General features: G+C 68.2%; 20 protein-coding genes and 3 pseudogenes. 10 read left to right on the forward strand and 13 right to left on the reverse strand.

The window, feature by feature from the left end:
* Nucleotides 1-76 precede the first annotated feature (76 nt).
* A complete protein-coding gene (gene phoU, locus ACFYZZ_RS25690) occupies nucleotides 77-751 on the forward strand; it encodes a phosphate signaling complex protein PhoU (protein WP_389180247.1) in 675 nt (224 codons plus the stop codon).
* A 129-nt stretch (nucleotides 752-880) separates the two neighbouring features.
* On the opposite strand, the gene ACFYZZ_RS25695 is transcribed toward phoU, so the two are convergent.
* Complete coding sequence (locus ACFYZZ_RS25695) at nucleotides 881-2,164, reverse strand: PP2C family protein-serine/threonine phosphatase (RefSeq protein ID WP_389180250.1); 1,284 nt, start codon at nucleotides 2,162-2,164, stop codon at nucleotides 881-883.
* An 85-nt stretch (nucleotides 2,165-2,249) separates the two neighbouring features.
* Here ACFYZZ_RS25695 and ACFYZZ_RS25700 point away from each other — a divergent pair, with 85 nt between their 5' ends.
* Nucleotides 2,250-2,345 carry a DUF6233 domain-containing protein gene (locus ACFYZZ_RS25700; RefSeq protein ID WP_389180253.1) on the forward strand — a complete coding sequence of 32 codons (96 nt, stop codon included), beginning with the start codon at nucleotides 2,250-2,252 and terminating at the stop codon, nucleotides 2,343-2,345.
* Nucleotides 2,346-2,431: 86 nt separating this feature from the next.
* Here the strand turns inward: ACFYZZ_RS25700 and ACFYZZ_RS25705 are convergent, their stop codons facing one another.
* Together ACFYZZ_RS25705 and ACFYZZ_RS25710 are read right to left on the reverse strand one after the other, a co-directional pair.
* On the reverse strand, nucleotides 2,432-3,238 hold the full coding sequence (locus ACFYZZ_RS25705) for an IS630 family transposase (protein WP_389180256.1): 807 nt from the start codon (nucleotides 3,236-3,238) through the stop codon (nucleotides 2,432-2,434).
* Nucleotides 3,239-3,328: 90 nt separating this feature from the next.
* A pseudogene (locus tag ACFYZZ_RS25710) lies at nucleotides 3,329-3,482 on the reverse strand (IS481 family transposase); the annotation flags it as partial.
* A 126-nt stretch (nucleotides 3,483-3,608) separates the two neighbouring features.
* Here ACFYZZ_RS25710 and ACFYZZ_RS25715 point away from each other — a divergent pair.
* A complete protein-coding gene (locus tag ACFYZZ_RS25715) occupies nucleotides 3,609-3,824 on the forward strand; it encodes a hypothetical protein (protein ID WP_389180259.1) in 216 nt (71 codons plus the stop codon).
* Nucleotides 3,825-3,839: 15 nt separating this feature from the next.
* Here the strand turns inward: ACFYZZ_RS25715 and ACFYZZ_RS25720 are convergent, their stop codons facing one another.
* From ACFYZZ_RS25720 to ACFYZZ_RS25740, 5 genes and pseudogenes are all read right to left on the reverse strand, one after another.
* A complete protein-coding gene (locus ACFYZZ_RS25720; protein ID WP_389180262.1) occupies nucleotides 3,840-5,000 on the reverse strand; it encodes a hypothetical protein in 1,161 nt (386 codons plus the stop codon).
* Nucleotides 5,001-5,972: 972 nt separating this feature from the next.
* Nucleotides 5,973-6,182, reverse strand: coding sequence for a hypothetical protein (locus tag ACFYZZ_RS25725; RefSeq protein WP_389180265.1), 210 nt, complete (start codon nucleotides 6,180-6,182; stop codon nucleotides 5,973-5,975).
* A gap of 81 nt (nucleotides 6,183-6,263) precedes the next feature.
* Complete coding sequence (locus ACFYZZ_RS25730) at nucleotides 6,264-7,079, reverse strand: DUF427 domain-containing protein (protein WP_389180268.1); 816 nt, start codon at nucleotides 7,077-7,079, stop codon at nucleotides 6,264-6,266.
* Nucleotides 7,076-8,575, reverse strand: a complete 1,500-nt coding sequence (locus tag ACFYZZ_RS25735; protein ID WP_389180271.1) for an MFS transporter — start codon at nucleotides 8,573-8,575, stop codon at nucleotides 7,076-7,078. Before ACFYZZ_RS25735 ends, ACFYZZ_RS25730 begins: the two co-directional genes overlap by 4 nt.
* 12 nt (nucleotides 8,576-8,587) lie before the next feature.
* Nucleotides 8,588-9,284: pseudogene (locus ACFYZZ_RS25740) on the reverse strand (SDR family oxidoreductase).
* Nucleotides 9,285-9,391: 107 nt separating this feature from the next.
* On the opposite strand from ACFYZZ_RS25740, the gene ACFYZZ_RS25745 reads away from it, so the two are divergent.
* Nucleotides 9,392-9,883: a winged helix-turn-helix transcriptional regulator gene (locus tag ACFYZZ_RS25745; protein ID WP_389180274.1), complete on the forward strand. Its 492-nt coding sequence runs from the start codon at nucleotides 9,392-9,394 to the stop codon at nucleotides 9,881-9,883.
* A 173-nt stretch (nucleotides 9,884-10,056) separates the two neighbouring features.
* Complete coding sequence (locus ACFYZZ_RS25750; protein WP_389180957.1) at nucleotides 10,057-10,551, forward strand: PaaI family thioesterase; 495 nt, start codon at nucleotides 10,057-10,059, stop codon at nucleotides 10,549-10,551.
* A 122-nt stretch (nucleotides 10,552-10,673) separates the two neighbouring features.
* On the opposite strand, the gene ACFYZZ_RS25755 is transcribed toward ACFYZZ_RS25750, so the two are convergent.
* A complete protein-coding gene (locus ACFYZZ_RS25755; RefSeq protein WP_389180277.1) occupies nucleotides 10,674-12,764 on the reverse strand; it encodes a SpoIIE family protein phosphatase in 2,091 nt (696 codons plus the stop codon).
* 417 nt (nucleotides 12,765-13,181) lie between these two features.
* On the opposite strand from ACFYZZ_RS25755, the gene ACFYZZ_RS25760 reads away from it, so the two are divergent.
* The gene (locus ACFYZZ_RS25760) at nucleotides 13,182-14,252 is read left to right on the forward strand and encodes a zinc-dependent alcohol dehydrogenase family protein (protein WP_389180280.1); all 1,071 of its coding nucleotides are present in this window, start codon (nucleotides 13,182-13,184) and stop codon (nucleotides 14,250-14,252) included.
* Between the two features lie 363 nt (nucleotides 14,253-14,615).
* Here ACFYZZ_RS25760 and ACFYZZ_RS25765 read toward each other — a convergent pair whose 3' ends face one another.
* The 3 genes from ACFYZZ_RS25765 to ACFYZZ_RS25775 all read right to left on the reverse strand — a co-directional run bounded on the left by ACFYZZ_RS25765 (nucleotide 14,616) and on the right by ACFYZZ_RS25775 (nucleotide 16,775).
* Nucleotides 14,616-15,335: a hypothetical protein gene (locus ACFYZZ_RS25765; protein ID WP_389180282.1), complete on the reverse strand. Its 720-nt coding sequence runs from the start codon at nucleotides 15,333-15,335 to the stop codon at nucleotides 14,616-14,618.
* A 299-nt stretch (nucleotides 15,336-15,634) separates the two neighbouring features.
* A complete protein-coding gene (locus tag ACFYZZ_RS25770; protein ID WP_389180285.1) occupies nucleotides 15,635-16,243 on the reverse strand; it encodes an AraC family transcriptional regulator in 609 nt (202 codons plus the stop codon).
* 52 nt (nucleotides 16,244-16,295) lie between these two features.
* A complete protein-coding gene (locus ACFYZZ_RS25775) occupies nucleotides 16,296-16,775 on the reverse strand; it encodes a winged helix-turn-helix transcriptional regulator (protein ID WP_389180288.1) in 480 nt (159 codons plus the stop codon).
* Between the two features lie 69 nt (nucleotides 16,776-16,844).
* On the opposite strand from ACFYZZ_RS25775, the gene ACFYZZ_RS25780 reads away from it, so the two are divergent.
* Nucleotides 16,845-18,296, forward strand: coding sequence for an MFS transporter (locus tag ACFYZZ_RS25780; protein ID WP_389180291.1), 1,452 nt, complete (start codon nucleotides 16,845-16,847; stop codon nucleotides 18,294-18,296).
* A 192-nt stretch (nucleotides 18,297-18,488) separates the two neighbouring features.
* Entirely contained in the window at nucleotides 18,489-18,968 is a 480-nt protein-coding gene (locus ACFYZZ_RS25785; protein ID WP_389180293.1) for a hypothetical protein, read from the forward strand.
* Here ACFYZZ_RS25785 and ACFYZZ_RS25790 read toward each other — a convergent pair.
* Nucleotides 18,917-19,060: pseudogene (locus ACFYZZ_RS25790) on the reverse strand (IS5/IS1182 family transposase); the annotation flags it as partial. The gene ACFYZZ_RS25785 and the pseudogene ACFYZZ_RS25790 overlap by 52 nt on opposite strands.
* Nucleotides 19,061-19,284: 224 nt before the next feature.
* Here ACFYZZ_RS25790 and ACFYZZ_RS25795 point away from each other — a divergent pair.
* Both ACFYZZ_RS25795 and ACFYZZ_RS25800 read left to right on the forward strand, forming a co-directional pair.
* Nucleotides 19,285-20,547, forward strand: a complete 1,263-nt coding sequence (locus ACFYZZ_RS25795) for a tyrosine-type recombinase/integrase (protein ID WP_389180960.1) — start codon at nucleotides 19,285-19,287, stop codon at nucleotides 20,545-20,547.
* Complete coding sequence (locus ACFYZZ_RS25800; protein WP_389180296.1) at nucleotides 20,544-20,867, forward strand: DUF6262 family protein; 324 nt, start codon at nucleotides 20,544-20,546, stop codon at nucleotides 20,865-20,867. The genes ACFYZZ_RS25795 and ACFYZZ_RS25800 overlap by 4 nt, the downstream gene beginning before the upstream one ends.
* The last annotated feature ends 343 nt before the right edge of the window (nucleotides 20,868-21,210 follow it).

A 21,210-nucleotide genomic window follows, 5' to 3' on the forward strand; every position in this document is an offset into this window, starting at 1 on the left:
TGGCCCGTTCAGGAGGTGCGCAAATCTGGCAGTCGGCGGAGGCTGGGGAACGGGCGACTGCGCGGTGAGGCACGCGATGCGAGAGCACTACCACGAAGAACTGGAATCGATCACTGACGGCCTCGTGGAGATGGCGAACTTGGTCGGCTCGGCCATCGGCCGAGCCACTACGGCACTCCTCGATGCCGATCTACACCTTGCCGAGAACGTGATCTCAGGCGATGAGAAAGTCGACGATCTGCAGCGTGACCTGGAGGATCGGGCGATCACGCTGCTGGCACGGCAGCAGCCGGTCGCCAGGGACCTGCGGATCGTGGTCACCTCACTGCGGATGAGCGCCGACCTGGAGCGGTCGGGAGATCTCGCTCAACACGTGGCCAAGCTGGCTCGGCTGCGCTATCCCGAACGCGCGATTCCGCGCGACCTGCGCCGCACGATCCTGGAAATGGGCCAGCTCGCGCAGCGCCTGATGGCCCAGGCCGCCGAGGTGCTCATCACCCACAACATCGACGCGGCACTGCAACTGGAGAAGGACGACGACCGCATGGACGAACTGCACCGCACGATCTTCCAGCACCTCATGGACGACCGGTGGCACCACGGAGTCGAGACGGCCGTGGATGCCACGCTCGTCGGCCGCTACTACGAACGCTTCGCCGACCATGCCGTGGCGGTGGCCCAACGCGTGGTCTATCTCGTCACCGGAGAGCATGCGGACGACCTGCTCACCGACCCGCCCGCGACCACCTGAGCCCGCCTCGATGCCTGACCACCGGACGGCGTGCTCCAGGACGGTTCCGCGGTGGATGTCCGTGCGGGGCCGACCGCCCTCGAACCCGCAGTCTTCAGTTGGCGGGGTTCGCCACCTGTGGCGCGCGGGTCATAGGCGGAGGACGATCAGGGCAATGTCGTCGCGGGCGCCACTGCTGACGCCGAGGTGCGCGAGCAGGGCGTCGGCAAGGTGTTCGGGGCTGTGGCGGGCACGGCGGCCGAGCGCGTCGGTGAGACGTTGCAGGCCGACGTCGATGTCCTCGCCACGGCGTTCGATGAGGCCGTCGGTGTAGAGCACGAGGGTGTCGCCGGGGGTGTAGGGCAGGACGGCCTGGGGGCGGGGGACGTGTTTGGGGCGGGCCCCCAGCGGAGGGTCGGTGGCCTGGTCAAGCAAGTCGCAGGTGCCGTCTTCGTGGAGCAGAACGGGGGGCAGGTGGCCGGCGCTGCTGTACGTGATGCGGCGAGCCTGGGTGTCGACGACCGCTTGGACGACGGTGGTGGCCAGCGCACCCTCCACATAGCGTGCATACAGGCCCAGGACGTCCAGGGCACGCGCGGGCCCTTCGACGGCCCGGACAGAGGCGGACAGCGCGCTACGGAGCATGCCCATGACGGCGGCGGCCTCCAGACCGTGGCCGACGACGTCGCCGACCGCAACGGCGACTCTGTTCTCGGGCAGGTCGACCACCTCGTACCAGTCGCCGCACACGTTCAGTGACCCGGCGGCGGGCAGGTAGCGCACCGCGGTGTCCCGGTGCCGGGCCAAATGGGGCGAGTGGAGCATGGCCTCCTGCAGAGTGACGGCGACCTGGCGCTCCCGGGCGTGAGCTTGGCGCAGTTCCTCGTTCAGTTGCCGGAGCTCGCGCGCACGCGCATACAGTTCGACCTCCATCGCCTCTGCGTCGCTGGGCGCCGTGCCTTCTCGCGGGCGGCGGTGGGACAGGATGAACGCGGTCACATCCTCCCCTCGGTGGATGATCCACGCCACCTGCCCGTCTGGCCCGAGCACCGGGGTATTGATCGCGGACCACCATCGCTCCTCGAACACGCCGGGCTGGTCGGCCACGGGAATGTCGTACTTCTGCGGCGCCATCGTGTCCGGTTCCTTCGAACGCAGGACCCGCTGCAGGGAGGCGTGCAGATTCCGCACCCCTTCAGCATCCGGGTCCGCCGGATTTTCAGGGAAGGCGTCGAAGAGGTACCGCCGGAGCAGATCCTCCCGAGTTCGGCCGGTCACCCGGCAAGCTGCCTCGTTGACGTCGGCGATCACCAGGTCCGGGCTGAGCACCATATAGGGGCTGGGGGTGACCGCGAATAACGCCTGGTAGTCGATCCCCGACCTCGCCACGCGCTGCGGCCGCGCATCCTCATCAGGGATGTTCCCGTCCCTCACCCCTAACGTTCTACCGTGCGTCGGCGCCCTCGGCACCTGGGCGCACGTCGGCGGCTGCCTCATGGCCGGCAAGCGCTCCCGAGGTATGCACAGCGATACAGCCCGGCGCGCACTCGCGGACGGCGTGGAGGCCTGTTCACACTGCCGGCCAGACAGGGACATCGGCTTCCTGGACGGATGACCTCGGTCCTCGGCGGGCCGGTGCGCCCGCTCAGGTCTGTCCGCAGGAGTCCTTCGCCTTGTCGACGGACTCCCGCAACGCCGCCATCAAGTCGACGACCCGCGCAGGCCGTGCCGGTTCCGGCGTTTCTTCGAAGCCGCGCGCCGCGGCCACGGCTCATAGCCGTGCCCACCCCGCTGGCACGAGATCTTGCCGGTGGCCAGGTCGAGGGCGGCGAGCATGTGCATCACGCCGCCGTAGCGGTTGTAGGTGGCCCGCAGCCGACGGGGTCTGCCGGCCGGACGCCAGGCCTTGCCCTTGCGTGGCATCAGGTTGAGTGGGCCGAACTCGTCGACGCAGATCACCCGCCCGTCGGCCGGCGGGGTGTCGTATGACGCCAGGATCCGGTGCATCTTGGTGATGAAGTCCGGGTCGGTGGAGGCCTTCCAGGTGGTCGTGGTCTGCCAGGAGACCTTGCCCTCGCGCAGGATGCGCCGCAGGGTCTCCCGGCTGATCCTCGGCACGATGTGCCGGCCGACGAGGTGGTCGGCGAGCTTGGTCAGGCTCCAGGTGGCGAAGCCGGTGATGCCCCAGTCGGCGGGGGACGTCCGGGCGATCAGGCGGATGTGCTCACGCACCCGCTCACTGATCGCCGGTCGGCGTCCCCCACTCCATTTTGGGTCCAGAGCATCGAACCCGCGCTCGTTGAAGGCGTGGATCACGTCGCGGACGTAGTCCTCGCCGACCTGCATCAGCGAAGTGATGTCCTTGATCGTCTGGCCCTGGGCGGACACCAGCGCCACGATCGCCCGCCGCAGCCGTACCGGATCCTTCGACGACCGGCTGATCCGCTGCAGCCTGCGGCCCTCCTCCATGCTGACCGCCCGGACGAACACACTCGGCCGACGCCCCACGCCCACCTCCAAGACCAGGACCTGGAGACAGTCTGCCGACCGCCGGACAACACGTCGATTACCCGGCCAACGCTGCGAGACGAGCCACTAGCGGCCCTGGCGCAGCCGGCGCACCCGGGCCTCGACCGATGTCGCCGTGCGGTGTGGTGTCGTCAAAGAGCGGCTGGAACGGTCGTGAAGCCCCTGCTCGCCAGCGGCGGATCCATTTGTGGGCCGTGACGCGTGAGATGCCCATCTCGGCCGCGGGGCTTGATCATGGTGAACAACGATCGTGATCCATACACCTAGCGGCTGGGCCTACGCCGGACCCGACGGCCGCGTGATCTGCTCTCGGCAGGCATCCGGATATCCGCGACATAGAGTGCGTTACGTGAGTGCAAATGGTGATGAGGACCGGAAGGGCGCCGGCGAAGGCGGGCAGAACGATGACGCCGAGCGCCGGGCAACCGAGAAGTTCATCAGCGACCTGCTGGCGCGGGGCGAGGCGGTGTTCGAGGGAGAGGAGCCTACGCCGCGTACGACTCACGTCGTCAAGCGCGGGGACGACGGACGGCTCACCATCCGTCGTCTGCGCTTTTTCCACTGATTGCGCCGCGACTGCTCAGTCGAAACACCTCCTCACCAGAGCGAGGCCCTCGCCGGTTGTGCTTCGCGTGATCTCGTGCGTCTTGAGCCGGGAGGGGCTGTCGTCGACGAACGCAGTAGCGGAGCGGTACTCCTCGGGTACGGCGACGCGACCGCGGCGGAACAGGTCCTCGAGGTACGACGTGGCGACCCGCTCGGGGTCGGCGGGTCGCACCGAGCCGCCGGCGGGGTCGGAGCCCGCGATACCGAACCGCCGTTCCTGTGCGGGGGCGGAGAGGGTGAAGGGCTGGGTGAGTCCATACGCCGCCCCGTGGATCGTTACGGCCGTGAGTCCTTCGTCGTCAGCACCGCCCGGCGTGGCCTCGGCGATTCCGGCGGCTTTGCGTGCCACCTCCGGCTCGGTGATGGACGCGGCGGCCTCCAGGGAGAGGATGCCGTGGCGAATGAACGCCGAGCGCAGGGAGGGGCCGTACTTGCCGCCGTTGCGGCGCTGGTCCGCGGCGATCATGTGACCCGCGACCTGTGCGTAGTAGGCGGACACCACGGGCGCGGCCACGACGGCATCGACCAGCAGCTGTCCTGCGGTCTCGGCCGCGAAGGCCAGACCGGCCTGGTCCTGCAGGTCCTGCTGCCGGAAGATCCCGGCGACCACCTTCAGGAACGCACCGCTGAATACCCGGGAGAACGAGTGCGGCTCGCTGGAGAGCATGTTCGCCGGTCCGTTCGGCGGCAGCTCGACCGGGTCGCGGTAGAAGAAGCTGTTCGACAGGTTGCGCAGGCAGTCCGGGTCTACCGCGTTCGGGTGACCCTGCCGGATCGCAGCGCCCAGTTGCTCGGCCATCCTCGACACCCGCGAGGACAGTTCGAGGTCGCTCTGTGTCTCGGCCAGTACCGCGATCCGCAGAGGTTCCAGCTGGATCGAGGTCAGCAGCGCGCTGATGTCCCCGAAGGCTTCGTGCAGGGCGGCCGTCTCTGCGCTCGCGGCGTTGAACAGCCGAGGGCGCAGGGCGTCGAGGATCGCGTGGCCCGTCTCGTGCGCGACGACCTCGGGGCTCTCGCACGCGGCGACAGTGACACCTGCCACCGTACTGCGGAAGAACCACAGGCCTTTACGGTCGTAGAAGGCGTTGAGGTCGTTGCCTGCATCGAGGTGCGCGGTGAGGGCCCGGCCGGCCATCGGGTGCCAGTGCGTTCCGGTTGGAACCAGCGGACCCCAGGTCTGGCTGGCCCTGCTGAGCGCATCGGCCGCCACCCAGTAGCGGAAGGCCTCAGTGCCAGGCCCGGCACCATCCGGCTGCGGCGCGGCTTCCGCGATGGCCGTCGGGAAGGGTTGTGTGTCGAGATGCGGAACGGGATGCGGTACTGGCATGTTGACCTGCGGAGGGAATCCGGGGTCGTCTTCGTACACCAGAACCGTCGGAATCGTGGCGTGCTGTTGCTGCACCGTCATGGCGCCTCGCTGAGTGGGGGGAGATTGCGGATGGTGGAATCCACCACAGGGAAACTTTTGATCAAGGGTCCCTCGTGTTCAGTACGAGGGCCCGGTAGCCCACTGTCAATCCGAACAGAAACAGGTGGGGCCGTCTTCGGCGGCCGGTCGCCGCAGCGGCGCGGGCGGTCATTCTTGGCCCTTGGCCGGTTCGCATGCACCAGCAGACCCAGCGACAGATGGCGGCCAAACGAGTGACGGTGACAGCGTCGGCCCCGGTACAGGTCATCGGTCGCGCGAGCACAGAACATGGCGACGATCAGCCTGTCCTTCACTGAGGCACGGTGGCGGTCGCCGCTCCCCCACCGGATGTGCCATTTCGACCGGCTCCTTCACCCAGGCGAGGGAGTTCTACCGGGCGATGACCTGGCAGAGCTCCAGCACCCGCCGGATATCGTCATCGCCCAACGCCCACACCCGACGATTCCAGGAGCCCGCGTTCGATCCGGTCGGCGTCCGGGTGCCGGCCCTTCTCCCAGGAGCAGTTCGGCCAGCCGCTCGGTCACCGTCATCCCCGGCCATGAGCCCGAGCGCGGTATGGCCCCGGCCCGTCTATCAGCCGCCGGGACACCGGCTTCGTCCTTGGCGGCCCGCGCCGAGACGTGGCCGAGCGGCAAGCCTGAACCTGAACTGCGCTCCACACCAGTAGCGCGAGACGATCTAGTGGGTCAGCACACCCCAAGTCTGCGGGCCGAACGGTGGTGCCTCGCGGTCACGGGGCAGGTGGTCCACCTCCAGCCCGGTCAACGTTCCCTCGATGATGGGGAGTTCGCCGTCGTGGTCGATCCACGCGGCACGCTGCTGAAGTTCGGGGTGGAGCCTGCCCCGCGCGCGGGCCTCGGCTTTGCCGTAGCACGGTGTGTCGTGCACCGTCACCACCGACGGTTCCGTCCAGGTCTGCGGCCCGACCGTGGACCGGTCCGTTGCGGCCGATGCGGCGGTCGTTTCTCGTCATGTGTGTGATTGCACCGAGAGCGTCTTGGTGAAGTGGGTGACGGGGCGCTCCACGCGCTCGCCGTCCACGGTGATGTCGACCGCCTCGTTGTAGAAGGCGAGCAGCCCCTTGATCGGTCCTACCGCGGGCAGCGGGTCCGGGTAGCTCCAGACCAGGTTCGGCGGCACGTCGGCCTCGCCGCGCCACGACCAGTACTCGGCGGTGCCCTTGTAGGGGCAGCCGGTGCGATGGTCGGTGGGTTCGAACAGGTCGAGGCGGACGTCCTCGCGCGGAACGTAGTAGCGCGTGGGCAGGCCGGTCTCGAACAGCAGGACCGGGCGGCGGGTGTCGGCGACGAGCGTGCCACCGACCGAGACCTGAACGTGGCGGCTGCTCGGGATGGCATCCACCCGCTTGTGCGGGTCGCGGGGGTGGATGAAGATCTCTTCCTCCTCCTCGAACCAGTGGTCCAGCCCTCTGCCCACTCGCCGGAACCACTCGAAGGCGATGTGGTCGGCCAGGTCTGTGGCCGGGAAGGTCCAGGCTGCGTTCTCCAGCAGCTCGCCGTCGATGTCGAGGTCGTAGAAGATCTGCGAGCCGGTGTGAGTGCCGGTCGGCGGGTTCTTCGCGGGGCGCAGCAGGTCCTCGCGCACCTCCGTGCGGGGCAACACGTACAGGGGAGCAGAGACACCCGGCTCCCAGACCAGGACCGGATGGCGGCTGTCGACAACCGTGACGTCGCCCTTGCGGCCGCGCACCCAGCGTTCGCTGGGCTCCCACAGGAGGCCCTCGCGGGTGGTCCGCACGGCTTGCAGGGTGGGGAGTGTGATCATGAGCGGCTCTCCTTCGGCTTGCTCACGCGGTGAAGTCGGCGACGTAGGGGCGGTGCTCCCGCCAGGCCGCCAGCTGCTCGGGACCGCCGAACAGGGCTACCGACGGATCTCGCTGACCTGGGTCCCACGGCGTCTCGCTCGTGTGGCGATTCGGTCACGTCCGCTGGAGTGGTGTATCGACGGCCACTCGGTGATCTCGCTTTTGAGGCTATGCGATGAGTTCGGTGGGCAGGACGGTGTCGTGGGTTTCTGACTCGATCGGGCGGAGGCAGGCCTTGGCCAGCAGGTCGAGTCCCATGTAGCGGCGGGCCTCGGTCCCGGTGCCGGCCCTCGTGTCCCACTCGCGCGGGCGCTAACCGTTGCGGTGGTTGACTCGGCTCCAGCGTGGTTAGTCCGGCTGTGGCGGCGGCTCCGATGAGGAAGCCCAGGGTCAGTGGGAGCTTGAAGCCGGTGCGGCGGATCACGCGTCCGGTCGTGTAGCTGACGATGACGTAGACGCCGAAGAAGGCCAGCAGCCGCCATCCCACGTCCAGGGCGGACAGGTGCTGGACACGCTCGCAGAAGAGCACCGACAGGATGGCCAGGCCGGTGAAGCCGAACAGGGAGACGGCCGCGACGAACATGACGGCGCTGAAGGATGCCGACCGGAACAGGGTAGTGTCCAGTATGGGTGTGCGGTCGGCGCGCTCGACGAGGACGAAACCGGTCAGGGCCGCGGCCGCGGTGATCCAGGCGATGAGGATGCGGGGGCTGGTGTAGCCGTCGTGTCCGCCTTCGATGAGGGCGTAGACGAGGGCGGCGATGCCCAGGACGGCCAGGACCTGGCCGGGGATGTCGAGCTTGCCGGCGGGGCCGCGCGATTCCGCTACGAAGGCTGCTGCGACCAGGGTGACCACGGCGAGGACGGCGGTCGACAGGAAGACCGTGTTCCAGTGGAAGTGGTCCAGCAGTGTGCCCGCGATCAGGGGGCCTGCGGCGAGTCCGATGCCCGAGGAGGCCGCCCAGATGGTGACGACTTCGGTGCGCCGGTGGGGGTCGGGGAACGTGGCCCCCAGGATGGCCAGGCTGTTGGGCAGGATGAGTGCGCCGCCGAGGCTGGAGACGAGCTGGCCGGCGATGACGCCTCCCGCCGAACCCGCCGCGTAGACGATGAGCGATCCGATGATCATGATCGCGGCGCCGGTGACGAAGGCGCGCTTGCGGCCGTGGAGGTTGCCGATGGTGCCCGCGGACATCACCAGACTGGCCACCACCAGGGTGTACGCGGAGGGGATCCAGACGAGGCCGGTCGGAGAGACGTGCAGGTCGTCCTGGATGGCCGACAGTGCCGATACCGATGCGGTGACCAGCAGAAAGGTCGTCATGGCGCCCAGGCACATCGCGATGAGTGTGACGCCGGCGGCGAGCCGGGAGGGGTGGTTCGGGGAGGGCCGGACACCGGTGTGCCGGTCGGTCGGCTTGAGCCGGCCCGAGGCGGGGGAAGGAGTGGAAGTCACGGTGTCCTCGTCTCAGCCGAGGTGCGGGTAAAGGGCGGCGACGCCGCCGGAGAGGTCGGCCTGTACCTGGCGGCTGCGGTCGTCGACGACGATCTCGGCAGCCCCGGAGGCAATGCCGTCGACGGCCGCGCGGGCGACGCCCGCCGGGTCGGTCTTGGGCCCGTTGACATGGCGGGCCATGTCGGTGTCCATGTAGCCGACGTGGAGTCCGGACACGGTGATGCCCCGGGGCGCGAGCTGCTGGCGAACCGCGTTGGTCAGGCTCCACTCCGCGGACTTGGCGGCGGCGTAGGCACCGACGGCGGGAAAGCTGATCCACGACAGCGGACAGGATGTTGAGGACGGCGCCTCCGCCCTGGGACTCGATCACGGGAGCGAAAGCCCGGATCATGCCGAGGGTGCCCAGATAGTGGGTCTCCATCTCCAGGCGGACGGCGTCCCAGCTGCCGGTCAGCAGATCGGCGCCCGTGGAACTGCCCGCGTTGTTGATCAGGACGGAGATGTCACGGGCCTCCTCGGCGGCCGCGGCAACGGAGGCGGGGTCGGTGACGTCGAGCCGTATCGCTTTCACGCCGGGCAGATCGATCTGGTCCGGTCGGCGGGCCGCCCCGTACACGGTGGCGCCACGCGCGAGCAGCTCCTGGGCGAGCGCCCTGCCGAGCCCGCGGTTGGCCCCGGTGACCAGGACGGTTGCTGTGCTGATGTCCATGATTCCTCCCTCGTAATGCGCACACCCAGCTGACTTACGATTGCATAAGTTAGCTACGACGACCTAAGCTGACTTTGCTTGAGGCAAGCCAGCTGAAGGGCGGAGAGATGAAGGATCTGCTGGAGGAACGGGACGCCTGGTCCATGGCCAACTGCTCCATCGCCAGGACTCTGGAGATCGTCGGCAACAGGACAGCGCTGCTGATCATGCGCGAGGCGTTCTTCGGCACACGCCGGTTCGACGACTTCGCCAAGCGTGTGGGCATCGGCGAACCCGCCGCCGCGGCGCGCCTGAAAGAACTGACCGCCGCCGGTCTCCTGGAACGCGTCCCCTACCAGGAGCCCGGCCAGCGGACCCGGTACGCCTATCAACTGACCCAGAAGGGGCGGGACTTCCGGACCGTCATCGTGGCGCTGCGGCAGTGGGGCGACACCTGGGCCACCGACGAACAAGGGCCCCCCGTGGTCGTACGCCACGAGAATTGCGACGCCCCGGTGCACGCGGTGCTCCGCTGCGACGACGGCCACGACGTGCCGATCGGGGACTCGTTCGTCGACGCCGGCCCGGGTCTCATCCGCGTCAGCCCGGACAGCCCCTGAACCCAGCGGCGGCTGAACACCGGACAGGACGATTCCACCGCAGAAGTGGCCCGCCCCCGCCATCGCCGACCGGCACGCCACACCGACAACACACGCCCCTGAGGAGCTCCCGCATGTCCGAAGCATCGAAGAAGTCCCTGAGTGCCGACGCGACCGACCGGGCAGGAGCGGCAATACACAGATCACGCGTGTTCGGCTGGGAAGACCCTGCCATTTCCGCCGACGCCGTCCCTCACCACAGCGGCCTCGACTTCCTCCGCGAGATCCTGGCCGGGCGCCTGCCCGCCCCGCCGATCGCCGCCACTCTGGGCTTCACTCTGGAGGAGGCCGAGCACGGCCGGGCGGTCTTCGTCCTGGTGCCGGGCGAGGAGCACTACAACCCGATCGGCAGCGTCCACGGCGGCGTCTACGCCACGCTGCTCGACTCGGCGGCCGGCTGCGCGGTGCAGTCCGTGCTGCCTCAGGGCATGGGATACACCTCGATCGACCTGACCTTGAAGTTCCTGCGCCCGATCACCGTCGACACCGGCAAGGTCCGCGCCATAGGCACCGTCCTCAACAGCGGCCGCCGCACCGCCCTCGCCCAGGCAGAGCTCCGCGACTCCGACGACCGGCTCCTGGCCCACGCCACCAGCAGCTGCATGCTCTTCCCGGTCGTGGCCCGCTGACCACCATGCGCGGCGCGATGGAGGGGACCCACGGAACTGGCTGACCCGTCCGGGCTGCATCGGCCAGGTGTTCTAGGGACGCATACAGCTGGCCGACGACGATCCGCGCGCCCTCGGTGTCGCTATGACCGCTGTTGGGGGCGGGGTGAGGTTGCGGGCGGGAGAGTCTGCTCGGCCCAGACGATCTTGCCGTCGAGGGAGTAACGGACACCCCAGTTTCCTGCGAGTTGGGCGACGATGAACAATCCGCGCCCGCCTTCGTCGACCGTCTTCGCGTGGCGCAGCCGCGGCGCGAGGGAATTGCCGTCGCGGACTTCGCAGGTGAGCGTGCGGTCCTTGATGAGCCGCAACCGCACAGGCGGTGTGCCGTAGCGGATGGCGTTGGTGACCAGTTCGCTGACGACCATTTCGGTGGTGTAGGCGGTTTCCTCATCCACTCCCCAATGGGTGAGCTGGCGTTGGGTGTGGGTGCGCGCCGCGGCAACGGCTCTGGGGTGGTGGTCGAGATGCCATGCGGCGACCTGGTCCGCGGGAAATGTGTGGGTGCGGGCGAGGAGGAGGATGACGTCGCCGCGGCGGGTGTCGTTCCGCAGCCGGTAGAGCACGTCGTCGCACAGATCCTGCAGTGGCCGGTCAGTGTGGGCCAGCACCCGTTGGACGGTCTCCGGGGATTGCGGGGTGTGCAGGAGGGATGGGGTGTAGAAGGCGAGGACGCTGCCGTCGGTGACAGAGACCGTGGTGGCAGCGAAGGGGGGCCCTTCGGTACTGCCCAGGGGAGGTCCGCTCGGCAGGTGAGGGATCTCGGTACTCCCGTCGGGATGGGCGATCACGGGTGGGGGGTGGCCGGCCAGGGCGATGGTGCACGTACGGGCGAGCGGGTCGTAGACCGCGTACACGCAGCTTCCCCTGAGCGGCATGGGATCGCCGGGCGGCAGAGCTGCGCGTTCCTGGGCCAGGCGTATTGCGGTGTCGTTGAGGCGAGCAAGGAGCTCGTCGGGCTCCAGGTCGAGCGCGGCCAGGGAGTGCGTGGCGGTCCCTATCTGTCCCAAGGTTGTGGCCGCGTGGATGCCTTGGCCGGCCACTTCACCGACGACCAGTGCGGTACGGGCGCCGGACAGGGCGAAGGTGTCGAACCCACCGCCTCCGCCCACCTCAGAGGGCACCAGTACGTGCGCGGTTTCAACAGTCGTTTGCGTCATAGCCTCGCGAAGCAGCAGGTGGCGCTGAATTGTCAAGGCGATGGTGTGCTCGCGGGTGTAACGGCGGGCGTTGTCGATGCACAGCGCGGCGTGAGCAGCCACTGCGACGGCGAGGATGACATCGCCCTGGTCGTAGACGTCGCCCTGGTCGGTGCGATACAAGCTCATCAGTCCCAGCACGGTTCCCCGCAGAGTCAGGGGTGCGGTGATAAGGCTGTGGGCACCGGAGGCGCGGATCGCCTCGGCGCGCTGCGGGACGGCCGCCAACCAGGGCGTTTCGGGGCCCAGGGCGACCAGGCGGGGCTTGAGGTCGGTCAGCGTCTGCGCGTAAGGCGTCGGAAACGGCAGAGCGCGCACGTCACCCACCGGATGCGCCTGAACCTGCTCCTCGCCGCCACTGCGGCCGAAGGCGGCACGGCGCAGCGGCACCTCCCGTCCAAAAGGACTTGGCGGAGGTTCCTCGCCACGTACCACTGCGTCCACCACTTCCACCACGGCGATGTCGGCAAGATCCGGCACCACCGCCTGCACCAGTTCCTCGCAGGTGGCCACCACGTCGAGGGTCTGTCCCACACGCTCGCGCACCGCGCCGAGGACGCGCAGACGGGCACGTACCTTTTCGCGTTCGGTGACATCGAGTATCTCCGTCAGCACCCCCAAGATCCTCCCCTGCGCCTCCTCAAGACGGGACGCCGAGACGGAGAACAGATACTCCGGCCCCGGCGCGCCCTTCGGACGCACTCCCACCAGTCGCCCCTGTGCGGGCGCGCCTCTCTCCAGCACGCCGTGCAGCATCGCCTCGACCTCACCGGGCGCGGAAAAGTCAAACACGTCGGTGACGCGTCGGCCCGTGATCTGCTCAGGGGGCGCTTCGTACAGGAACGGCGTATGGACGTTGATCCGCAGGATTCGCAACTCCGTGTCCAGGACCATCAGGCCAGTCGGGGACTGGTGGAACAGAGCTTCCAGTACTGCCGCACCCTCGACGGGCGAAATGGCTTGGTTGTGCGCCACGGCAACCCACCTCCCGTATCCAGCTTGCTCCTGGCTCCTACGCGTCGCTCCCTCGCATGCCAAGACGTGTTGGACCTGCCGCCGTTGCGGCCTCAGCTGTTTCCGCAGGTGCTGTCCGCGTTGTCCACGTACTCGGCGTCATCAACGGGTGATCGGAGTAGCTGCCCCCTTCATGAAGGCCCGGCGCGTTGGTGCAGCTCTTATGACGTCGCGAGCCTCGCGTCAGGGGGCAAGGCTGCTTACGACATGACAGCGCTCGCGAAGGAGCGCAGGCTGGGAGGAGTGGAGGGGTGACACCTGGCGATCGATCAGGCGAGGCGAGCTGAACATATGGCGTCGCGGCCCGCCGGAGGTTGCGTCGTTCCAGCCCAGAACGTCCGCCGAGTTCGTCGGGTGCTGAGAGACGAAAGGTCACTCATGCCGCAATCCATGCGCGCGCTCGTAGCCCGAGAGGTCGGCGAGCCGAACGATGTCCTGCGGCTGGAATCCCGGCCTGTTCCCACGCCAGAAGCCGGCCAGGCGTTGATCCGTGTGAAGGCGACTCCAATTCACGCCAGCGATCTGCACGTGCTGCGTGGCCGCTACGGTTTCTCCCCCGAGTTTCCCACTGTCGGGGGCCACATGGAATGCGTGGGCCGTATTGAGGCCCTGGGACCGGATACCGAGGGACTGAAGATCGGCGAGCGCGTGGTGGTCGCTGCTGTCCCGGCGGTACCAGGGCCGCGAGTGGCCGGCACCTGGCAGGAATACCTTGTTGCCGATACGCATAGGCTTCTGCCGGTCCCCGACCGTCTGAGCGACTCCAGCGCCTGTCAACTCGCCGTCAACCCGTTGACCGCGCTGCTCCTCGTGACGCGCGAACTCGACGTACAGCCGGGCGAATGGCTGTTGCAGACGGCCGCGGGCTCCACCGTCGGCCGGCTCGTCATTCAGCTGGCCAGGCATCTGGGTATGCGCACGATCAATGTCGTGCGGCGGCGCGCTGCCGTCGAGGAGATCAAAGCGCTCGGTGGCGACGAGGTCATTTGCACCGAGGACGAGGACCTGGCGCAGCGTGTGGCTGAGATTGCAGGACCGGCCGGCGTGCGCAAGGCCATCGACTGTGTCGCGGGACACGTAGGTGCCCAGGTGTCCCAGGCATTGGCTCCAGCAGGAGAGGTCGTGGTCTACGGCGCACTCTCCACTCATCGGCAGACCGACCCTGCGGCACTGACGATCCCGCTGCAGGCACGCTCGATCATCTACGAGACCAAGGTGGTCCGTGGCTTCTGGCTGAACCGCTGGTTCGGTGCTGCCTCACCCGAGGATGCGCTGCGCGCACTGTCCGAGGTTCGCAGCCTCGTCGCCGATGAAGTGCTGAGCATCCCCCAAGGCCAGCCGTTCCCGCTCGAACGCTTCACCGAAGCCATCTCGCTCGCCGAAACACCCGCTCATGGTGCCAAACCGCTCCTCGTCTTCGAAGATGAGCGGGCCAAAGACGACGGGTAGGACGCGGTATTTGGATAGCGGCAGCCTGCAGCGGGGGTGCAGAGGAGCATCTGATCCGTGGCTCTACAGAGATCGGTCAGCGGCCGTCATAGAGGTCGCTGTGCGGTCGTACAGGGGGCTGTCGGTCATGGTCGATTGCTGTGGTTGCTGTTCGCTGCTGTACCGCCACCGGCGGCGCCACGCTTTCCAAGAGCGCCATCACAGCCAGCACACGCGAGACCTCGGCCTCGTCCAATAGGCGCCGACATCCTCACCGAACCAGCTCGGGCGTTCGCTCTGCCTGCCGAACGCAATGAGGCCGAAGGCATCGTTGCCGAAATCTTCACCGCCATCGAGCGCATCGGCCAGACGTTCTCCTTGCTGTCAGCTGAAGTGGATGTCGCTGAGGTCGATCGAGACCATGACCTGATCGAGGGTGGGGTAGCCATCGGCGTCGCGGCGGTAGGCCCGGCGCTTGGTGGGCAGCACGATGCCGTCCGCTTCCACGCAGTCGTAGACGTACTGCGCGGCGGCGAATCCGCCTGCCACGTCGACGTGATAGTCGTGTCGGCGCAGCAGCCGGTCGGGGCCGAAGTAGAAGTCCTGGTGGGTGCTGTGGCTGCCGATCTCGGGTGGGAAGGTGGCGCGCAGTCCTCGCCACAGTTCGTCCCCTTCCCGCCACGGCTCGATCTCCGTGACCGTGAAGCCGGGCATGGCCAGCAGGAACGGTGTGGTGAGGTAGGTCCACAGGGCGTAGCCGTTGAAGTAGGCGCGGTCCAGCGGGTCCCAGGGGGTCTCCAAAGTGTGGCCGCTGAAGGATGACCGTGGGTCCTCACGTTCGGCCACCACTCGCCCGTCGAGCTTGTCGATGCTCACACGTCCGGGCGTGAAGTCGGTCTTCTGGTCAGGGGCGCCGAAGGGTCTGACCGAGGCGTGCTCCTCGTGGAGGAGAACGGTCATCTCGCGCGGCACGGGATCCTGCGGCAAGCCTTTCACGGCGAACAGATGACCGCCGCTGACAAGGGTGGCTCGCGCCTGAGTCAGCTGGCGCCAGCGTGTGTTCCCGCCGTGGGCTTCGATCGCCTCGGTGAGTAGTTCGTTCATGTAGGTCTCCTGAGGTGCGGCACCCGCGCAACGCCCGCGGACTCAAGGCTGAGGATGATGCGGTCGACACAGACGGTTCGTCGATGGGCCCGGAGGCGAAACGCTCTCCCGCCCAAATCTACGGACAGGCGCCTCATGCCAGGGGAATCCGTGAACCCGTGATCACCGAAGCGGCAGACGAGAGCTTGAGCTCCGACAACCGCCGTGACCAGCACCGACCGCCACCTCACATCAGGCCGTGCCCAGACGGCTTAAAGATGGTGGATCTTCATTGTGCCGAGACTGATCATCGCCGGGCGTCAGCGCAGGGCGACCTCGCCCGTGTGGACGGCGCGCATGGCGCGCTCGACGGTCTCCTGGTTTTCGCCGACCGGAGCCACGTAGCCGAGGACGTCGCGCGCGGCGTGCTCCCCGAGCATGCGGGTGATCACCCAGGTGGCGAGGTACTGGGACGCCAGGCAGCCCCCTGCCGTGGCGATGTTCCCCTCGGCGTGGAACGGCGCGTCCAGCACGGTCACGTCGCAGGCTTCGACAAAGGGCCGACTCTTCATGTCGGTGCAAGCCGGCATGCCGTCCAGCAACCCCAGCCGGGCGAGCACCAGCGCGCCGGAGCATTGCGCACCGACGAGCTGTCGCGAAGGATCGAGCGGCAGCCGGGAGATCAGCCGGTCGTCGGCGACCACGTCTCGTGTCTTCACGCCACTACCGATCAGCACGACCTCGGCTTCGGTCACGAACTCCATCGGGCGCTGCCCCGTCACCTCCACACCGTTCATCGACGTGACCACCGGTGTCGGCGTCGTGATGAAGGCTTCCAAGCCGTCCTTACGGCATCGGTTGATCAGCGCGGATGCGATGAAGCTGTCGAGTTCGTTGAACCCGTCGAAGGTGACCACGGCTACCTGCATCACATCTCCTTCAAACACGGCATCAGATCTGGATCGACGACCACGGCACGGTCTACGGGGCTTGCACCGGACCGGAGCGGTCCCAGCCGGGGATCATCTCCTCCCGGTGGACGTCTGCAGCGTGGACCTGCTCGCCGCAGATCTCACAGACCGCGCGGGTCACGAGTTCGTGGTCCCGATGAAGGAGCCGAACAGGCGGCGTGGTGACGGCCCAACGGTCGCCCCAGCCGATGAGCTCGCGGGTGATGCCCGCCAGGTCGCGCCCCGCCTCGGTCAGGTAGTAGCCGCTGTGGCGTGTGTCGTCCGGCAGCGGGCGCCGTTCGAGAACACCGCTCTCCACCAGCGCCTTCAGGCGCGCCGCCAGGCGGTCCGTGGGGGCACCGGTGTTCCTGGCGATCTGCCGGAACCGGTGGTTGCCGAGCATCACCTCGCGAATCGCCGGCAGGGCCCATCGGTCGCCGACGACCTGCAGGGCGGCGGCCAGCGAGCAGGGGCGCCCGGCCATGTCCTGGGGATCGATGCGCGTGGTCACGGGTCCACTATCACCCCAACAAGGTTTGATTTTCAAATCACCCCGTGTTTGACTGCCGCCATGCCCACAATGCTTGGATTGTCAAAGCAGCCCCGGACGGTCACGGCTGTCGTCCTGGTGGCCGTCTTCATGACCAACCTGGATCTGTGGATCGTCAACGTCGCACTTCCGGCCATGGGAGCGAGCTTCTCCGGGGACGGCAGGGGCGCGACGCTCGGTTCGCTGTCCTGGGTCCTCAACGCCTACGCGATCACCTTCGCCGCGCTGCTGGTGGTGGCCGGGCGTGCGGCTGACCGCATGGGTCAGCGGCCGGTGTTCCTCACCGGAATCGCCGTCTTCGCCCTCGCGTCGCTGGGCTGTGCCCTGGCCCCGAACCTGGGGACCCTCGTCGCGGCCCGGGTGGCGCAGGCCGCCGGGGCGGCCGCCCAGATCCCGACGTCCCTGGCCCTGCTGCTGGCGACGGTGCCGGCCGAGCGCCGTACCCACGCCACCCGGAGCTGGGCTGCGGTCGGCGGACTTGCCGCGGCCGCCGGGCCCGTCGCCGGCGGCCTCCTGGTCGAGGTCGACTGGAGGTGGGTCTTCGCCGTCAATGTGCCCATCGGCATCGCGGCGATCCTCGCCGGCCGAGCGGTGCTGCCGAAGCCGGCCGCCCGGGAGGCCGGGCCGCTGCCCGACCTCCTCGGCGCCCCGCTGCTCATCTCGTCGGTCGCGGCACTCTCCGGGGCGCTGGTGCAGGCGCCCGACTGGGGCTGGACGAGCGGCAGGACCGTGCTGCTCCTGGCCGTTGCCGTGATCAGCGGCACCGCGTTCGTCGCCAGGTCCCTGCGGCACCCCCGCCCGCTGTTCGAGCTGGACCTGCTGCGGCTGCCGCGCTTCGGAGCGGCGAACGCGGGCAGCCTCGTGTTCGGCGTCGCCTTCGCGATCATGCTGCTGTCGAACGTGCTGTGGTGCCAGGAAGTCTGGCACTGGAGCGCTCTGCGCACCGGTGTCGCCCTGGTCCCGGGTCCCGCCCTCGTGCCGGTCGTCACCCTTCTGACCGTCCGCGCCGCGCAGCGCTTCGGGCACGGTCCACTGGTCGCCGTGGGCGGGTTGCTGTTCACCGGCGGCATGGTCTGGCGCGCCTGCTTCGCGTCCGTCACGCCGGACTATGTGCGTGACCTGCTGCCCAGCCAGCTGTTGACCGGCACGGGCATCGGTCTGGCCCTGGGCACTCTGGTGGCGGCCGGTGTGCACGCCCTGCCGGGGCACCGTGTGGCGACCGGGTCGGCGCTGGTCAACTCTGTCCGCCAGATCTCGGCCACGGTCGGCGTCGCGGTCCTGGTTACGGTGCTCGGTGGCTCCCACGTTGGTGCCACCTCACGTCACGACTTCCGGATCGCCTGGGGCGCAGCCGCCGTACTGAGCCTGGCAACGTCAGCGATCGGTGTGCACCTCAGCCGTGGCGGCAGCCCGAAGCAGACAACCTCCGCCGCGCCGAAGGAGCCCGAGGCGAATGCGCAGGCTCTGGCGGACGCGTCCTGACCGACCCCTTTCCCTGTTTCCGCAGGTCACGGCCCCGCCCAGGGAAAACCCCTAAAGCCCACCAGCAAGGACGCGCACCGCCGCGGGCAGCTTGACCCAGTCGTAAAGACTCCGCCGACCGCGATCACAAGTGCGGCGTGCATGATGACGCAGTGCAAACACTTCTGGTCAAGCGCGGACGACGGGGGAATCGTGGCCTACCAACTCAGCTTCTTCTGCCGCTCTGGGGAAGACAGAGGCGACGAGGCGCTTGATCGCCTGCTGGACCACCTGCTGGAGGGCGGCGACCGTCTGCTGGGCGAGTGGTTGGGGCCGTTCGAGGATTCGGTGGCCGCGTTCAGGCTCGGTACTGGTTCCAGCGACAGCGACAGGCCAGTCGCGGACTTGCTGACACTGGAAGTACATGTGGGCGTAGCAGAGATCGCAGAGTCTGTGATCGCTGCATCGCCTAATGACGAGCGGGGCATCTGGGGATGCGACCTGCTAGCCACCGTCACCCTCAGTGGGGACAACCCCGACTGGGCTCTGCTGCACCGCATTTGGGCCGCCGTGGTGAGCCTGTGGGGGGCGGTTCCTTGGGACGAGTCCTCCGGGTTCGAGATCGCTGCCGGGACGCCGCAGCTCTGTCGTCCTTGTCGTGCTCGAACCAGGGAACGGCCCGTGCCTGGATAGCCGCCGTCGGCGATCGTCGTGGCGTTGCCGACGGCGGCCTTGGCACCGGATTCTTCCCATGCCTTGCAGTCGTCGGTGCCCCGGCAGGGCGGAGCGTGGTGTCTACACCTGGAGCAGCGCCTTCACTCGCCAGGTGAACCTCTCGTGGTTCCAGCGCTACCTCGATGCAGTGGGCTGCGACGGCCCGCACCTGGTCGACGACCAGCGCCAGCTCGGGCGGTGGGTCCAGGGCTTCCGGCAGTGGCTGAACCAGCAGCGCTGCACGGGCGGAGCGAACAAAGGCGCTCAGCTCGGGCAGATCCAGCGCCGCGCGGCGATGACAGGGCTGGAGCAGCTCTACCGATTCCTGTTCGAAGAACGCCAGGAAGCGGCCGACGCCCTCGGCGAACCGCGCTGGCTCTGGCTGGGCCCGCAGCACGCCGTGCTGTTCCGCTACGGCGACAGGCCCACCGGCCCGAAAGCACCGCCGCCCGATGGCGTCCTCAGCGATGCTGTGATCAGCCGGATCGCCGAGCACAGCGGCCTTCTCGCTCAGCCCAAGGACGAGGGCGGATTCGCCGACGAACAGCTGGTCCGCATTGTCGGCCTGCTGATCAAGACCGGCAGGAGGATCAGCGAGATCACCCTGCTTGACTTCGATCCGATCGTGGCCATTCCCTTCCCAGACCCGGACGGCCACGTCGCGCGGCTGCGCTACCAGCAGACGAAGATCATCACCGATGACAGCACCATCCTGATCGACCAGGAAACCCTGGACCTGGTTCGTGAGCAGCAGCGGGACGCGCGGTCCTTCATGGTCGATCAGAACCGGGCCGGCATCGCCCCGAAGTACCTGTTCCTGGGCAAGCGGAACAACCGCAACGGGGACCACTCCTATCCCCCGGCTACAGCCCGCTCACGGCTGACGGCCTTCGCCGCCGCCATCGACCTGCGCGATGACCAGGGTCACCTGATCAAGATCTCCAAGACCCATACCTTCCGCCACACCAAGGCCACGAGCCTACTCAACGCCGGGATCCCCCTTCACGTGGCCATGCGCTACATGGGCCACAAGACTCCGGCGATGTTCCTGCACTACGCCCGGACTCTGTCCACGACCGCGGAGCGGGAATTCCTGCGCTACCAGAAGGTCACTGCCGGCGGCAGGACATACGATCGCGACCTGCGAGAGATGTTCGAAGCGCTCGCCCTGTACCAGCGCACCGACCGGATCCTCCCCAACGGCTACTGCACACTGCCGCCCCGCCAGTCCTGCGACAAGGGCAACGCCTGCCTGTCCTGCACGAAGTTCGTCACTGACGCCACCTTCGCCGGCGTACTCCAACAGCAACGTGAGGAGACCGCCAGCCTCATCGACCGTCGCCAGCAGGCCCACACACAGCGCTTCGGCCACCCAATGGCCCACGACAACATCTGGCTCCGTGGCCGCTCCGAGGAGATCGCGGCCCTGGACGGCATCCTGCTCGCCCTCGACTGCATACGCCACTGCGATGGCACGACCACAGCCGTGCGCGGTGCCGGCGCTCCGCAACGACTGCTCCCACAGGACCCTGACCACGACACCCTGGAGGCGCCATGAGCCGCAGCCTTGAGGCTCTTGCGAAGGCCACCGAGCAGCGTCGGAAGCAAGCCGAGAGTGCCGTCGAGAAAGCGCTGCGACAGGCCCGCGCGTCGCAGCAACCCGTGAGCGTCGCCTCCATCGCCCGGGCGGCAGGTGTATCCACCGACTTCATCTACCGACACCCCACCCTGCGTCCCCAAGTTGAAGACCTTCGTCGATCGCGCCGCAACGCCACTCCCACTGATGCAGCTCACGATCCTAGACTCCCAAGCTGCTGCCAGCGTCCTGGTCCGTCGGCTCACCCAGCAACTGGCAACCGACCGTCGAAAACACCGTGAGGAGGTTACTCAGTTGCGGGCCGCTCTCGAGGCTGCCCACGGTGAGCTGCTGGTCCTGAGACGCAAGCTGGATGCGCGAGGAATCTAGTGGGCACGTCGATGCAGCACCAGCGGTGGCCTGCCCTTGAAAGTGATCATCCAATGGGCTGAGCCACCCTGCTGCTGGCAGGGCAGGGCCGTCGCGCCGCGCACCGATGGCCACCGGGGTGGGGGGGCCCGGGGGGGGCGGGGGGCCCCCCCCCCCGGGGGGGGGGGGGGGGGGGGGGCGCGGCGGGGGCGGGCGGGGCGGGGGGGGGGCGGGCCGGGGGGGGGGGGGGCGCGGGCCGCGCCCCGCAGCCCGACG

The sequence above is a fragment of the Streptomyces sp. NPDC001816 genome (genome assembly GCF_042892235.1).
Taxonomy (GTDB): domain Bacteria; phylum Actinomycetota; class Actinomycetes; order Streptomycetales; family Streptomycetaceae; genus Streptomyces.

What these genes read in the sequence shown, in the direction of transcription:
- phoU (WP_389180247.1), top strand. Translation starts at nt 77, where the DNA reads ATGCGAGAGCACTACCACGAAGAACTGGAATCGATCACTGACGGCCTC.
- ACFYZZ_RS25700 (WP_389180253.1), top strand. Translation starts at nt 2,250, where the DNA reads ATGCACAGCGATACAGCCCGGCGCGCACTCGCGGACGGCGTGGAGGCC.
- ACFYZZ_RS25780 (WP_389180291.1), top strand. Translation starts at nt 16,845, where the DNA reads ATGCTTGGATTGTCAAAGCAGCCCCGGACGGTCACGGCTGTCGTCCTG.
- ACFYZZ_RS25720 (WP_389180262.1), bottom strand. Translation starts at nt 5,000, where the DNA reads ATGGCCGGCCGGGCCCTCACCGCGCACCTCGATGCAGGCAACGACCTC.
- ACFYZZ_RS25800 (WP_389180296.1), top strand. Translation starts at nt 20,544, where the DNA reads ATGAGCCGCAGCCTTGAGGCTCTTGCGAAGGCCACCGAGCAGCGTCGG.
- ACFYZZ_RS25730 (WP_389180268.1), bottom strand. Translation starts at nt 7,079, where the DNA reads ATGATCACACTCCCCACCCTGCAAGCCGTGCGGACCACCCGCGAGGGC.
- ACFYZZ_RS25745 (WP_389180274.1), top strand. Translation starts at nt 9,392, where the DNA reads ATGAAGGATCTGCTGGAGGAACGGGACGCCTGGTCCATGGCCAACTGC.
- ACFYZZ_RS25795 (WP_389180960.1), top strand. Translation starts at nt 19,285, where the DNA reads ATGACAGGGCTGGAGCAGCTCTACCGATTCCTGTTCGAAGAACGCCAG.
- ACFYZZ_RS25770 (WP_389180285.1), bottom strand. Translation starts at nt 16,243, where the DNA reads ATGCAGGTAGCCGTGGTCACCTTCGACGGGTTCAACGAACTCGACAGC.
- ACFYZZ_RS25765 (WP_389180282.1), bottom strand. Translation starts at nt 15,335, where the DNA reads ATGAACGAACTACTCACCGAGGCGATCGAAGCCCACGGCGGGAACACA.
- ACFYZZ_RS25760 (WP_389180280.1), top strand. Translation starts at nt 13,182, where the DNA reads ATGCCGCAATCCATGCGCGCGCTCGTAGCCCGAGAGGTCGGCGAGCCG.